Source organism: Providencia sp. PROV119 (assembly GCF_028482435.1).
GTDB lineage: Bacteria > Pseudomonadota > Gammaproteobacteria > Enterobacterales > Enterobacteriaceae > Providencia > Providencia stuartii.
Window position 1 is genome coordinate 36,741 of the sequence record NZ_JAMPQL010000025.1, and the last position, 14,670, is coordinate 51,410.

11 protein-coding genes are annotated in these 14,670 nt (G+C 39.5%); 7 read left to right on the forward strand and 4 right to left on the reverse strand.

The genetic code is table 11. The annotated features are described in order from the left end of the window. The first annotated feature begins 8 nt into the window (after window positions 1-8). Window positions 9-2,423, forward strand: a complete 2,415-nt coding sequence (gyrB, locus tag PSF11_RS17745) for a DNA topoisomerase (ATP-hydrolyzing) subunit B (RefSeq protein ID WP_004924097.1) — start codon at window positions 9-11, stop codon at window positions 2,421-2,423. A 226-nt stretch (window positions 2,424-2,649) separates the two neighbouring features. Further along, window positions 2,650-4,239, forward strand: a complete 1,590-nt coding sequence (locus PSF11_RS17750) for a phosphoethanolamine transferase (RefSeq protein ID WP_072502658.1) — start codon at window positions 2,650-2,652, stop codon at window positions 4,237-4,239. A gap of 40 nt (window positions 4,240-4,279) precedes the next feature. Here PSF11_RS17750 and PSF11_RS17755 read toward each other — a convergent pair whose 3' ends face one another. Continuing rightward, the gene (locus PSF11_RS17755; RefSeq protein WP_072502657.1) at window positions 4,280-4,741 is read right to left on the reverse strand and encodes a MarR family winged helix-turn-helix transcriptional regulator; all 462 of its coding nucleotides are present in this window, start codon (window positions 4,739-4,741) and stop codon (window positions 4,280-4,282) included. A gap of 117 nt (window positions 4,742-4,858) precedes the next feature. Here PSF11_RS17755 and PSF11_RS17760 point away from each other — a divergent pair, with 117 nt between their 5' ends. Beyond that, window positions 4,859-6,679, forward strand: a complete 1,821-nt coding sequence (locus tag PSF11_RS17760) for an FUSC family protein (RefSeq protein ID WP_072502656.1) — start codon at window positions 4,859-4,861, stop codon at window positions 6,677-6,679. A gap of 53 nt (window positions 6,680-6,732) precedes the next feature. Here PSF11_RS17760 and asd read toward each other — a convergent pair whose 3' ends face one another. The 3 genes from asd to PSF11_RS17775 all read right to left on the reverse strand — a co-directional run bounded on the left by asd (window position 6,733) and on the right by PSF11_RS17775 (window position 8,572). Beyond that, window positions 6,733-7,839, reverse strand: a complete 1,107-nt coding sequence (gene asd, locus PSF11_RS17765) for an aspartate-semialdehyde dehydrogenase (RefSeq protein WP_004924086.1) — start codon at window positions 7,837-7,839, stop codon at window positions 6,733-6,735. A 329-nt stretch (window positions 7,840-8,168) separates the two neighbouring features. After that, complete coding sequence (gene ykgO, locus PSF11_RS17770; RefSeq protein WP_014657160.1) at window positions 8,169-8,309, reverse strand: type B 50S ribosomal protein L36; 141 nt, start codon at window positions 8,307-8,309, stop codon at window positions 8,169-8,171. A gap of 2 nt (window positions 8,310-8,311) precedes the next feature. Further along, window positions 8,312-8,572 carry a type B 50S ribosomal protein L31 gene (locus tag PSF11_RS17775; RefSeq protein WP_014657159.1) on the reverse strand — a complete coding sequence of 87 codons (261 nt, stop codon included), beginning with the start codon at window positions 8,570-8,572 and terminating at the stop codon, window positions 8,312-8,314. Window positions 8,573-8,811: 239 nt separating this feature from the next. Here PSF11_RS17775 and PSF11_RS17780 point away from each other — a divergent pair, with 239 nt between their 5' ends. The 4 genes from PSF11_RS17780 (at window position 8,812) to PSF11_RS17795 (ending at window position 13,924) form a co-directional block, all read left to right on the forward strand. Further along, complete coding sequence (locus tag PSF11_RS17780) at window positions 8,812-9,993, forward strand: SGNH/GDSL hydrolase family protein (RefSeq protein ID WP_072502655.1); 1,182 nt, start codon at window positions 8,812-8,814, stop codon at window positions 9,991-9,993. 238 nt (window positions 9,994-10,231) lie between these two features. Further along, entirely contained in the window at window positions 10,232-11,143 is a 912-nt protein-coding gene (nagK, locus tag PSF11_RS17785) for an N-acetylglucosamine kinase (protein ID WP_272682851.1), read from the forward strand. Between the two features lie 1,033 nt (window positions 11,144-12,176). Further along, window positions 12,177-13,250 (forward strand): HBL/NHE enterotoxin family protein, encoded by a 1,074-nt coding sequence (locus PSF11_RS17790; RefSeq protein ID WP_014657156.1) that lies wholly within the window; start codon window positions 12,177-12,179, stop codon window positions 13,248-13,250. 71 nt (window positions 13,251-13,321) lie between these two features. Further along, complete coding sequence (locus PSF11_RS17795) at window positions 13,322-13,924, forward strand: hypothetical protein (RefSeq protein ID WP_004924062.1); 603 nt, start codon at window positions 13,322-13,324, stop codon at window positions 13,922-13,924. Window positions 13,925-14,670 lie beyond the last annotated feature (746 nt).

Below are 14,670 nucleotides of genomic sequence, written 5' to 3' on the forward strand. Positions count from 1 at the left end.
AAACGTTGATGTCGAATACATATGACTCCTCAAGTATCAAGGTATTAAAAGGGCTGGATGCCGTGCGTAAGCGCCCAGGCATGTATATCGGTGATACCGACGATGGTACAGGTCTTCATCACATGGTCTTCGAGGTTGTCGACAACGCTATCGACGAAGCCCTCGCCGGTTTTTGTGACGACATCGTGATCACAATCCATGCTGATAACTCAGTCTCTGTTCAAGATGATGGTCGTGGTATTCCAACAGGTATCCATGAGGAAGAAGGGGTATCAGCAGCAGAAGTTATCATGACGGTACTGCATGCGGGCGGGAAATTTGACGATAACTCCTATAAAGTCTCCGGCGGTCTACACGGAGTTGGGGTTTCTGTTGTTAACGCCTTATCCGAAAAATTAGAGCTCACTATCCGCCGTGATGGTAAAGTTCATGAACAAACTTATTGCCACGGTGAGCCACAAGGCCCACTAACTGTTGTTGGTGAAACCGATCAAACCGGAACTCGCGTCCGTTTTTGGCCAAGCTTAGACACCTTCAAAGGCGTCACTGAATTTGAATACGACGTTTTAGCTAAGCGTCTGCGCGAACTGTCATTCTTAAACTCTGGTGTCTCAATCAGACTGATTGATAAACGTGATGGCAAAGAAGACCATTTCCACTATGAAGGTGGAATTAAAGCGTTCGTTGAGTATTTAAGCCGCAATAAAACCCCAATTCACCCATCTGTATTCTACTTCTCAACTGAGAAAGATGGTATTGGTGTTGAAATCGCCATGCAGTGGAACGATGGCTTCCAAGAAAACGTTTATTGCTACACCAATAATATTCCACAGCGTGATGGGGGTACTCACCTTGCAGGCTTCCGTGCCTCAATGACACGTACACTCAACAACTACATGGATAAAGAAGGCTATCAGAAAAAAGCTAAAGTCAGTGCAACCGGTGACGATGCCCGTGAAGGCTTGATCGCGGTTATCTCTGTTAAGGTGCCTGATCCTAAGTTTTCATCACAAACAAAAGAAAAACTCGTTTCTTCTGAGGTGAAAACAGCCGTTGAAACCATGATGAATGAACGGTTTGTTGAGTATCTATTAGAGAACCCAACTGACGCAAAAATTGTTGTTGGTAAAATTATTGATGCAGCGCGTGCGCGTGAGGCAGCACGTAAAGCACGTGAAATGACTCGCCGTAAAGGCGCCTTAGATCTGGCGGGTTTGCCGGGCAAACTGGCAGACTGCCAAGAGCGCGACCCAGCACTTTCTGAACTCTACCTTGTGGAAGGGGACTCCGCGGGCGGCTCTGCAAAACAAGGCCGTAACCGCAAGAACCAAGCTATTTTGCCTCTAAAAGGTAAAATTCTTAACGTTGAGAAAGCGCGTTTCGATAAGATGCTCTCCTCACAAGAGGTCGCTACGTTGATCACCGCTTTAGGCTGCGGTATTGGGCGTGATGAATATAACCCAGATAAACTGCGTTATCACAGCATTATTATCATGACGGATGCTGACGTCGATGGTTCGCATATCCGTACGCTGTTATTGACCTTCTTCTATCGCCAAATGCCTGAAATTGTTGAGCGTGGTCATGTTTATATCGCTCAGCCTCCACTGTACAAAGTGAAAAAAGGTAAGCAAGAGCAATACATCAAAGATGATGATGCGATGGATGAGTATCTCATTTCTATTGCACTTGATGGAGCCGCGCTACATCTAAGTGCTGATGCACCGGCGATGAAAGGCGAAGAGCTAGAAAAACTGGTTGTTGAATACAATGCTGCACACAAGATCATTCGTCGTCTTGAGCGGCTCTATCCACAAGCATTACTGAATAGCTTGGTGTATCACTCTACCTTGACGGAAGAAGCTCTGAAAAGCAGTGAACAAGTCGAAGAGTGGACTAAAGGCTTAGTTCAACGCTTAGAAGACAATGAGCAGCTTGGTAGTACTTACAGCTATACCATCAAGGAAAATCGCGAACGTCAGCTATTTGAACCGACCATTCGTATCCGTACTCATGGCGTCGATACTGACTACAATCTCGACTTTGATTTTGTTCACGGTAGCGAATACCGCCGCATCACCCATTTAGGTGACATGATTGCCGACCTAATTGAAGAAGGTGCTTATATCGAACGTGGTGAACGCCGCCAGAATATCAAAAACTTCGAGGAAGCGCTGGCGTGGTTAAGTCGTGAGTCACGTCGTGGCCTATCGGTACAACGTTATAAAGGTCTTGGTGAGATGAACCCTGAGCAACTTTGGGAAACCACTATGAACCCTGATACACGTCGTATGATGCGCGTCACCGTAAAAGATGCTATCGCAACCGACTTGCTGTTCACCACTTTGATGGGTGATGCCGTTGAACCTCGTCGTGCCTTTATCGAAGAGAATGCTCTGAAAGCGGCAAATATTGATATCTAATTTGCGGCGAGAAAAAACCGTTATCAGCTTGAAAACCCTGTGTGAAAACATAGGGTTTTCTTTTATCCATGACTTAACATAACGCTAGTTTACAGTTTTTTACCCCTTGTATATTGATTAAACTCTCTTTTTTTATGTTATAAACGCTTAATACATACCTAATTAACTTAATTAAAAATAATACCCAATTAAATCTTTAAATTAGATATAACCAATCATTATCACTATGCGTTTATTTATCACTTTAATTTACTTTTTGCTGATTTCCGCTATACCCGCACTATTGGGTGGTGATATTAGTTTACTTTCCAAGCTCGCGATCACCGTAACGGGCGCATTAGTTATGTTGCTTTGTGCGGGGATCTACCGCACGCTGGCTGGGAAAATCATCACGGTATTTGTTACCTTTTTATGGGCGCTCAACCTCTCCGTTTCATTTTTCTTTTATCAAAAACACGATATCCGCTTTTCCTCGTCGATTGCCGAAACATTTATCAACACCAATAGCAGTGAAACTGTAGGCATGCTCTCCTACAACAAATACTATGTTCTATTTTATATTATTGTTTTCGCTGTTTATTTTTTGAGTATTCGTCAAGGTGCTAAATACCTCAATTGCAAAGTCACTTGGGCAAGCTTGGGGGTATTTTGTGGTTATCTTGTGTTGATCCCAACCTATTATTCCGCGTTATTCGCGAAACAAGATAGCTATCTACTTTTAGGGGAACAATATCTCTCTCACACCCCTTTTTATAACGCGTCTGCACTGATCAGAAATTTATATGAAAATAGAGGCATTCGGAAGATATCCAGTTATACTGTTCAATATCAATACGATAAAAAAGAAACTGCTGCCGATGTTTATGTCTTGATCATTGGCGAATCGGTACGCCGAGACCACCTAAGCCTTTATGGTTATCAATACGATACAACACCCAATTTAAACCGCCGTAAACCACAAATGCTGCTGTTTAATCAGGCCTATTCGCCTGCACCAGTCACCATCCTATCGGTGCCAGTGTCTCTCTCAAACATTAGCTTTTCACAGATGCAGGATAAGCAGCACTATGCTGATAACATTATTGCCTTAGCTAACCATGCGGGCTTTGATACCTATTGGATCAGCAATCAAGGTAAAACCAATAAAAAAACCAGCGTTATCTCCACCATTGCTAGCATGGCAAAACACAAGAAATGGAATGAGTTTGTCGGTTACGATGAAGAGATTTTAGACTATTTCGACCAAGCCATTAGCGATGATCCGCAGAATGGGAAAAAGAAAAAACTGATTGTATTACATACCTATGGTAGTCATGAACCATCCTGTAATCGCTTCCCTGAAGACCAATACCAAGAATTTAGCAAGCAAGAGGATGATAACTGTTATGATAGTTCGATTGCCTATACCGATAAATTTATCGATAAGATCTTGCAAAAATTAGATGGTAAGGCTGCAACCGTCATGTATTTTTCTGATCATGCCTTACAGCGATTAGACAGTGACCGTAACATTCACTACCACCATGGTGTCAATAGCCCACGCAAAGAGGCCTATGAAATTCCCCTGTTTATATGGTACAGCCAGAGTGCGTCCAAACCTGTATTGAACGAAACCGCCCTCAATCAGCCCTATTCTACCGCGAATAATTATTGGCTAATGAGTGATTGGTTAGGAATACAACAGCGCTCCTCTAAAGCCTGTTTATCTCCACTACGCGAGTGCTATCAGCCACAGAAAACGATCACCATGATTGATGGTAATCGGAACTTATTGGAGCTCAATACGCTCCCCTCAGAACAGACATCACCACAATAATCAGGCAATGGCTCGCTCTAAAATCATTGGAGCGAGTGCATCACTCTTGGTTATCCGTAAACCGTTCAGGGAAATCTTTAATAGAAATATCAACGGCATTCTTTGCCAGACTGTCAAGAAAACCAAATAGTTGCTCAGCGTCTTGTTCCGTTAAATCTGCCGCCAAGTAATCATTCCACTTATTTAATTTATCATTCAGCTCCTCAACAATTTGCTCCCCAATCGCCGTTAGCGAGATATGGTAAGCACGCTTGTCAATTAAGCTACTCTTCTTTTCGACCCATCCTTGCTCAAGGAATTTACTGATCCCGCGCGTTGTCACCGACTTATCAATCACCATTGCACGCGAGATTTGCTCAAGCGTCGATTCATCATATTGCTGAATATGAAGTAACATCAAACACTCAATCGCATTGATCCCATAAGGCTCCCCCATCCATTTCATATAGCGATGGGCTGCACGGCTAATTATCCCAAAAACACGCGCTTGGTCTGTCCGCATAAATACCCCATTAGTTGATTTTATCAACTAATTAGTTAATAATCTGTTATCCATTTAGTTGATAATATCAACTAATCTTACTATTCACACGCAGATATTACCCATATTCAATACTTTATGTCACAAAATAATGCTTTGTTGCAGCGTTTAGGTTTTAATTCAGATCGCTTACGCTTTGCCACAATCACTGCTTGCGCCTCAATTATTGCGCTGTTTGTTGCTCAATATTTTCAGCTTGTCCATCCACAATGGGCAGCGATGACTGTGTGGGCATCTGCTCAGCCTTGGCGTGAAAACTTACTCGAAAAGAGTTGGTGGCGTTTTGCCGGTACTGTCAGTGGTGTACTCGCTGGGGTACTACTCATCTACCTGCATTTTATCCACCCGCTACTGTTTATCTTTGGGCTTGCCGTATGGTTAGGGACGTGTAGCGGTATTGGGCAACTCCAAAAAGGATTTGTGGCTTATGGTACGTTACTCGCAGGTTATTCTGCCGTGATGGTAAGCATGCTTAGCGTACATGACTCAAACAATATCTTTTTGGTGGCTTGGGATAGGCTATGGACTATCTTGGTCGGCGTTCTCTCTGCTGTGATTTTTAATTATCTATTCACGCCAAAGCGAGACCAAGCACCTATAACTGTTTTAAAAAACCAGATAAATCAACAGTTTTATACTATTTTACATCGAGCCTTACATAAGAAAGAAGCGATTAAACCAGATGATATTCATCATCTCTGGCAGCAAATCGCAAGCTATGATGAGCAGTTAGAAGCAAACCGTATTGGTTGGCGCTACCATCGAAAACAGGTGACTCAAGCACGGCAACGATTAATTGCCCAAAGCCAAATATTACTGCATTTAACGCAATTTAAATCGATTGCCGCATTCCCCTTTCCAGACCAAGAGCCGTCAGAAAGAGAGTGGAAACACTTATTATCACTTTGCCCAAATGGCCCCTTAAAAAATCTTTTGGTCACGCTCTATTACGCAATTAAAGGCACCTCGATAAAGCGTGAAAGCCGAGTCGATAAGCTCAAATTACATCAAGACAAGATTTCGGCATGGCATGCATTTTCGCGGTCATTTATCACCATTGGTGTGGTTGGGGTGCTTTGGCTATTAACACAATGGCAGACACTGGCTTATCTCACTTTAGGCCTTTCAGTGATGCTAACCATATTTGCTTCATTTGATTACCCCGATAAGTTCATGAAAAATGTTTTCACGGGGCAATTTTTGGGGGCTATTGCCGCTTTAATTTGCAGTTGGTGCCTGTGGCCTTTTGCAAGCTCATCATGGCAAATGACCTTGTTAATTATCCCTGTCATCATTAGCGGCATCATTATTTTTGCTCATAGCCGATTAATATTTATTGCTTTTGATTACATAATGGTTTCACTGATCTTACTGCAACCTAGCTACCCATTTTCAATTTCTTTTACAACCAGTGTGGGGAATGCGATTGCGATTGTCTGTGGACCTCTTGTGGCTATGATTGCCTTTATGTGGATTTATCCGACTAACCCCCAAAAACGTTACCAACATCTGCTTCAACTGGCTGATCAACAATTTAAGCAAGGGGTTGCACAGCTTATTCAAGGCCATAAACCATCAACAACGCGCCTAATGCATCGTTTATTAAATGGGTTAATACTTGCCAAAAAAAGCGAGCAGTCTTTCTCTGCTACACTTGATTTCTTCGAGGTAAGGCAAGGTATCTGGTTGATTTTAGTTATACTGCATAAACAATTTATGCATCAACCCTCAAAAAAACGCGCCCTAAATGCATTAGTTTTTCGCTTACAACACGACAAAATCGATGCAAACAAGCTAGAGCGAATCATTCAGCGATTAAGTAATAACCACGATAATCCAAAGAGGCTAATGCTATTACAGGACTATTTGAACAGACTGGCGGAGCAGAAAAGAAGATAAAAAACTGCACCTCCACGTTGGATGTGAGGTGCAGATTAATATGTCTATATGGCTTATAGTAGGATGTTTAGCATACGACGTAGTGGCTCGGCAGCACCCCACAACAGTTGGTCACCGACGGTGAAGGCAGACAGATATTCTGGCCCCATATTCAGTTTACGCAGGCGGCCCACAGGGGTACTCAATGTGCCAGTCACCGCAGCAGGTGTCAGCTCACGCATGGTGATTTCACGATCATTCGGGACGACTTTCACCCATTCATTGTGAGAAGCCAGCAACTGTTCAACTTCATTGAGCGGGATATCTTTTTTCAGTTTTAATGTGAATGCTTGGCTATGGCAACGTAATGCACCAATACGTACACATAAACCATCAACAGGGATAATATTACTACCTGTTGCCAAAATTTTGTTAGTTTCCGCTTGGCCCTTCCACTCTTCACGGCTTTGGCCATTTTCTAGCGCTTTATCAATCCATGGGATCAGACTGCCTGCCAAAGGTACCCCGAACGCATCGGTTGGCATGGTGCCGCTACGAGTAAAGTCGGTCACTTTTTTCTCAATATCTAAAATGGCCGATGCAGGATCTTGTAGCTCTTTAGCCACTTGATTATGTAATGCACCCATTTGCATTAATAGTTCACGCATATTGCGCGCGCCAGCCCCTGAAGCTGCCTGATATGTTGCGACAGAAGCCCATTCAACGAGGTTATTGGTAAACAAGCCGCCTAGCGACATTAGCATCAAACTGACCGTACAGTTACCACCAACGAAGGTCTTAATGCCTTTATTCAGTCCATCTTGGATATGTTGTTGGTTGACGGGGTCGAGAATGATGATCGCATCATCTTTCATACGTAAGGCTGATGCCGCATCAATCCAATAGCCTTCCCAGCCTGATGCACGTAATTTAGGGTAAATATCATTCGTATAATCACCGCCTTGGCAACTAATAATGATATCTAGCGCTTTTAATGCATCAATGTCATTCGCATCTTGCAGCGTTCCGCGATGCCCACCATAAGTTGGCGCTTCAGCGCCATGTTGCGAGGTGGTAAAAAATACAGGATGAATTGCATTAAAATCACCTTCTTCTACCATTCTCTGCATCAAAACTGAACCGACCATACCTCGCCAGCCGATAAATCCTACATTTTTCATTATGTTCACCCTGTCTGTTTAAAATTCTCCCCCCGAATAAATGCTCTGCTCCATCCGAAAACAGGTTTTGCTCTCAGCAGAAACAAAAAATTTATTGGGTACATTAAAGCTGACAAAATATGAACCAGTGTGCAAGTGAATTTATTCACTAATAGTAAGAAGATTAGAAATGTGCCTAATGATCCCCCTATCTTGGCGCTTATACCCTACGCGCAAAAGGCTAAACGTAGAGGGGCTAATGAAAAAAAACCATCGCGACACAGGACTGCCGCGATGGCGCAGGAAAACTGAAGTCAAGAAAATCAATCACTAACAGTTCCTAGATAAGCTTAACGTTTCTTTCTACAACCCTGTACCGCCTTAAAACGTGGATTCGTTTTGCAAATCACATAAACACGACCACGCCGACGAACGACTTGGCAATCAGGGTGGCGCTGTTTAGCGGTTTTTAATGAACTCAAGACTTTCACGTTTATTTCTCCTCTTTTGATAGGAAGCGAGCAAAACGTTTCTGGAACTGCGCGGTTTTCCCTTCTTGTGAAATCATTTTTTGTTTACCGGTATAAAACGGGTGTGACTGTGAAGAGACATCCAAAGTGACATATGGAAAGCGTTCACCTTCAAACTCTATTGTTTTTTCCGTTTTAATCGTTGAACCAACTTTAAAATAAGCATCAGCACTGGTGTCGTGAAACACGACGGTTCGATATTGAGGATGGATCCCAGATTTCATCATAACGCCCCTAATTGTTATGTTATAATGTAACAATATACACTTTTAAATAGCGATGCAATCCTTTTATTGAAAAGGAACACTAAAAAATTATTAAATATTTGTTTTTATTGTGGAAATGAATGTTTTTACTATAAAACGCACTGATTTTATAGGGAGCTATAATCTTTATTTGATATTTAGACCAACTATTAGTTGATAGTTTTATTAATCATCAAAACAACTAATAGAGTAAATCAATGAACGTAGAATCAATTACTTCTCAGCATACTGTCGCTAAACAGATAAAACCTTCTTTCACTGACACGCTACTAGGTTCGATTAAGAGTATACAAAATAAGATAAAATCTTCTGCCCCCAAAGTACATGCCACACTCAGTGGTGAAAAGAAAATAGAAAGCAGGATCCCCGGCAAAATGTTCCAATTGGCTATGGAGTACCAAAAGACCTTTCCGCCACACCACAACGTGCATACTTCAAACTTAGATAGCCTTTTATCAATGGAAAATGACCCGAAAAAATCCATTATTGATTATTTTGACAGAGTCATTGTGATTGGTGATAGCTTGTCTGACTCAGAAAAGAGGATGTATCACAAGTCAAAAGGGCTTATCCCCCGCTCCTCTCAATACTATAAAGGTAAGTTTACTAATGGCAGCGTATGGACCGAATTTCTGACAATGCCAAGCATCATGCAAAGCGTGGCATTCCATAAAGGGATATCTCACGACCCGAAAGTGACGCTTATTAATAGGGCGGAAGGTGGGGCACCTTGTGCATCTTATTCAACGTCATCCCCTAAATTTAGGTTTCTCTCTAATATGGAAAAACAGATAAAAGGGTTAAATTTTACCGAAAAGGATTTAGTCATTGTTTTTATCGGTGCCAATGATTATCTCACTTATCATAAAACAGACGTGAATTTCGTCGTTTTGAGTCAAAAAAAATCAATTGAGAAGATGGTGCAAAAAGGCGCTAGGCAAATTTTAGTCATGGGGATACCCGACCTTTCTCAAACCCCTTACGCCAAAAAGGTCGCAGAGAAAAAACCCAAATACCGACAGGAAATGCAACGTATTTCTATTGAACATAATCATAAACTTAGACAACTCGTTGAGCTTATGAATTTACAGCAACCTTGTCGGATCATGTTCTTTGACGTCAATAACACCATGGATAACATTATGAATGTCGTCAATAACATAAATGCCAGAAAGCCGGGATCTTATGAGGTAAACAAGGCTTTTTCACATGGGTACATCTTCGGGAACGCTCCCTTAGAAATCGACCCTCACTATGTATTTGTTGACGAGGTACATCCAACCCAAGAAATCCATCATATTATTGCGATGGAATTGCATCATTTTATTTATAAAAACTTTAATCCACAGAACAAATCAATATTAATCAGCGAACCTTAAACCGTCTAAAAAAACAACAGGAGGCTCGTTTGTCCATACAACTAGCCTCTTATTGCCCTCCCTACACTGCCACGGCAAAATCTGCGCTTTCTTTAACATGAACAAAAACAATGTCTAGCAGCAAAGCCGCATTATCTGACTAAAAACTTTTATATAATCAGCCTCAAACGCTACCATTTATGACTTATCAAAGTGATACTAAGCGTATTAGATAATTGTCACCATTAAGGAGATACCTATGTATTACGGCTTTGATATGGGCGGTACAAAAATTGAACTTGCTGTGTTTGATGAATCACTCAACCCCATTTGGCAAAAACGCGTACCAACACCAAAAGATGATTATCAAGCTCTCCTTAATGCTTTTCGTCATCTTACTGAAGAAGCTGATACTCAATTTAACGGTCAAGGAAAGGTGGGAGTTGGCATACCCGGTATTGTCAACCACGAGAAAGGAACGGTATTTACTACAAATGTACCCGCCGCTAAATATCAGCCTTTGGTCTATGACTTAGCCGATACCTTACAACGCCCAGTCAAAGTAGAGAACGATGCTAACTGTTTTGCGCTTTCAGAAGCTTGGGCGCCTGAGTTTAAAAATTACCCAACGGTACTTGGTCTGATATTAGGCACTGGCGTTGGTGGCGGCTTTGTCACCCACGGTAAAGCCCTTCCCGGTAAAAATGGCATTGCTGGCGAAATTGGTCATATGAATGTGACCTTACAGGGCGCTCGTTTACTTGGAAACCAAGTTCCGGAAGTCATGTGCGGTTGTGGTAAACCTGCTTGCTTTGAAACCTATTTGTCCGGCCCAGGTTTTGAACGCATCTATACCTCATTTACAGGTGAACAAAAATCAGCGATTGAAATTATCCAGCTTTACTACCAAGGCGACCGCAATGCAAAACAGCATGTTGAACGCTATATCGATTTATTAGGGATGTTTTTAGGTCAAGTATTGACCATACTAGACCCTGATTTAGTGGTGATTGGTGGCGGATTATCGCAATTTGATGGTATTTACCAACTTCTGCCTGATGTTTTGCCTCAGTATTTGTATGGTATCGCGAATCTCCCTGCCATTGAAAAAGCACGATATGGTGACTCCGGTGGTGCAAGAGGTGCTGCGTGTTTAAACTTACTTGATTAATTCTATTTAAATTTTTTCATACTAAAAAACTGAAGCAGCGCTAAATACACCGTGTCTCTTTTCGTTGTTTCAGTTTTTAAATAATGAGATCGGGAACCAAAACACCGTAAAACGCCCCATATTAATGGCCAAAAAGAGATTCGCCAATTCACATCTGGCATGACTATTTTTAGCATCTCCTCGACAAACACCCCCAGTCTATCAATAGACAGATAGATTTATTGAACGCAAATTAATGGCAATAGCCTATTCTTTATCAAATGATTATTGTCACTGTTAAAAATGGTGCGTTTATTTTTTATCAAAGCTCAACTTATTAATGCTACATATTGTTTTTATTGATATTTTTATTTACCAGTATCAACAAGAAAATCTTCAATTAATGATTAAATTCATTTGACTTAAGGTTCAAAAATAAATTAAACATACGGTTAATTATAATATAGCCTCCCTTTTAACCAGTCAGAAATTATCTTAAATAATCGAATAACATCATAAGCATTCGCAATTTAACTAAGTGAAAACAGTCCATCATATTAACGAAGCTGGTGAGCTATCATCAACATATAAGGGTAAGCTGTCTAACTATTAGACAATGAAATAGGGCTAGCGACATGCCTATTTTTTATTAGTTGATTGATTAAATCACTTTACCATCGCTTACTAGTTGTGAACTATAAATACGACAAAATAATAATAAAGACATTATAATTGATTTTTTGCCAACTTCATCACAAAAAAATAATTATGATTCATGATTAAATTAAATCATGAACTATATGTTCACATATTGCTAGGAGTCATTAAATTTATTAGTCGCCTTAGCAGACCTTATCGGTTATCAGATAAGCCAGTCTTTTAAACTCTAAACGCATAATATCACTTATCAGATATTTTTAAAATATCAATTGATGTAGTGGCTGTGATTATCATGGCAAAAGATAACTCCGATATTACTAAACAATCTCTCTATTTCATATGATTAATTAAATCGTATGAAATAAAGCATCGCATTACATTAATGAGGTATATCATGGATTTTAATCAATCTCCTTTAGCTATAAATAGTGCAAACAAAAAACAATCTAGTTTTGATTTGATTGTACAAAGTAGTTGTCGTTCCGTTATGCAACAGCCATTAGTGAATTTCACTAATAATCCGTCATTAATTAGCTTACAGCAAGATGTCAATTCTGCATTAGGCACAGCAAAAGAAAATGCAAAATATTATCTTGATACAATACAACCAATGATAATTAGGAATATTTCCAGCATTAGTGCTTACTATACAATTCATAATTCAATAGCATCCCAAGTTCCGGCGGGAAAAAGTATTTCTGATTGGCTAAATATTTTAGGTGCGATTAGAGATCAATCAAACAAATATGCAAGTGAGGCGAATGTAACTAGCACACTCTTATCACAATTTAGCCATAAGCTAGATAATAGTGTAGCGAGTTTCTATGATGTTGTTGATAGATTAAACACCGCGATACTAGGTGATAACGGTGCGCTGTCTCAAAATAGAAATAATATACTCAATATACAAACACAAATAGCTGCTGATCAAGCCGGTATAACGATTAGTGCTTTAGGTATTGCTGGAGGGTTCTTTTCTATTATTGTGGGGGCTGTGGGTTCCCTCGTTACCGGAGGGGCGGCAGTAAGCATGGTGATTGGAGGGGCGGTGGCAATAGCAACAGGTCTTGCTGGTGTTATAGGTGCGGTACTTAAACTTCAGGGTGACCTTAGATTGAAAGAGAAGTTATTAATTGAAGATGCTAATTTGAAAAATGAGGTTAGAGTCGCTCAAGCATGTTCAACGGGAAATGCGCAACTGGCAACTTGTATATCACAAGCAGCTCAAGCTTCACTTGAAATGTCAAATGCATGGCAGTTTCTCTCTAATGATATAGATAACCTTATTAGTGACCTAAATATGGGAATTATCAATACGGATAATGTTAGAGAATTATTCTTATCTAGTGCTAATAACCAAGTTAAAATCGTATTAAAAGATACTGATACAATTAAATCGCAAATGAGTGGTGTTGAATATGTCATCAACCCTAAAAAGTTAACTTATGATTTAATTAATGTTAATTAAAAATCAGTACTAAAAATAGCATAGGAAGTTAATAACATGAAGTAAAATTAACTCAATCATAAGGTGAAGGTATGAACATTTTAAATTATAAAAGCCTAATGTTTAATTATCTTGGTATATTAAGCAAGTATAATAATTCGCAATGGAACTTGCCCTTTTATGCCCAGAAAATAATCATCGCAATTAATAATTCAATGCTTGTATGCGAGAAAGTTATTGAGGCTTCATCAGCTCAAATCCAAAATTGGATTAATGAACTTAAATCAATATCCAATTTTATAAATATGAATGACATATCTAGTTGTCGTGAAGCATTCTCTAAAATGCAACTTGATTCATCTAATGTCATTAATGATATATCGTTACAAATAAGTGTCCTGCAAGACTGTGTTAGTACTATAGAAGACGTCATGTCAACATCTCAAATTTTCTATGGTGATCCGGAAATTAACGCATTAAATGAATTTAAAAATGACGTAATTGGTTTTTTTAATATTGAAATGAACTTTCAAGTATATCTACTTGTAATATTATCGGATTGCAAAGCGCTAAATAATCTCTTTAGCATAAGTATACAACCATACAACTATGAACAATATAACTCGATGTTAGTTGTTAAGGTGCAAACCGAAGCCTCATTTGTAAAAGTAAAGGAATTAAGATTGTCACTTTAGGATATAGGGATTAAAGGCGCTTATTGCAAAAAGTGCATTGGTGTGACGTTATTGCTCATTATTTAGGAAAATAACCATGTCACTGAATGATTTTAAATGGAAGTATTTTGCTCCCTCTATCACCCTTTGTGTATACGTAGCTATGATTCAATATCTCTGAGCTATGCCGATGTTAGTGATATTTTGGCTGAACGAGGAATTTTTCATCATTCAGCCACTTATTGCTATTTTATCGAATAGACTCCGATAAAATATGTCAAATATATCAAGCAAACCTAACTCAGTTATGGCGTAATGACGCGTATGTATGTAAGCTATTTTCATAATGCTAGTTAAGTTAAAGGTCACAAATTGTAGGTAAAAATTGCAATGCCTGATGTGAATTGACGAATATCTAGCTGACCATGGAAATGGGCTGCTTTACTGTGTTTTTGAATCTATAGCACGCCTTTAATCTCACTTTTTTCTTTTATTAATAACCATTTTATTGTTTATCACTAGAAAAAGATAATTTAAAAAATAATATTTTTATATTGATGCATTTTTCAGAGTTTTTTAATTCTACGGTTTCAATAAGTTATAACATAATCTTACATATTGCTGTTATGATTCATTATCTTTTATTAACAATTAATGGCAAAATAACTCCTATCTAGCCCGTTTTTATCAGTCATTGATGATACTTAGAAAAATTTCATAAATAACTCATGAAAATCAGCCAGATAATAAAGACTAGTCCGATACTG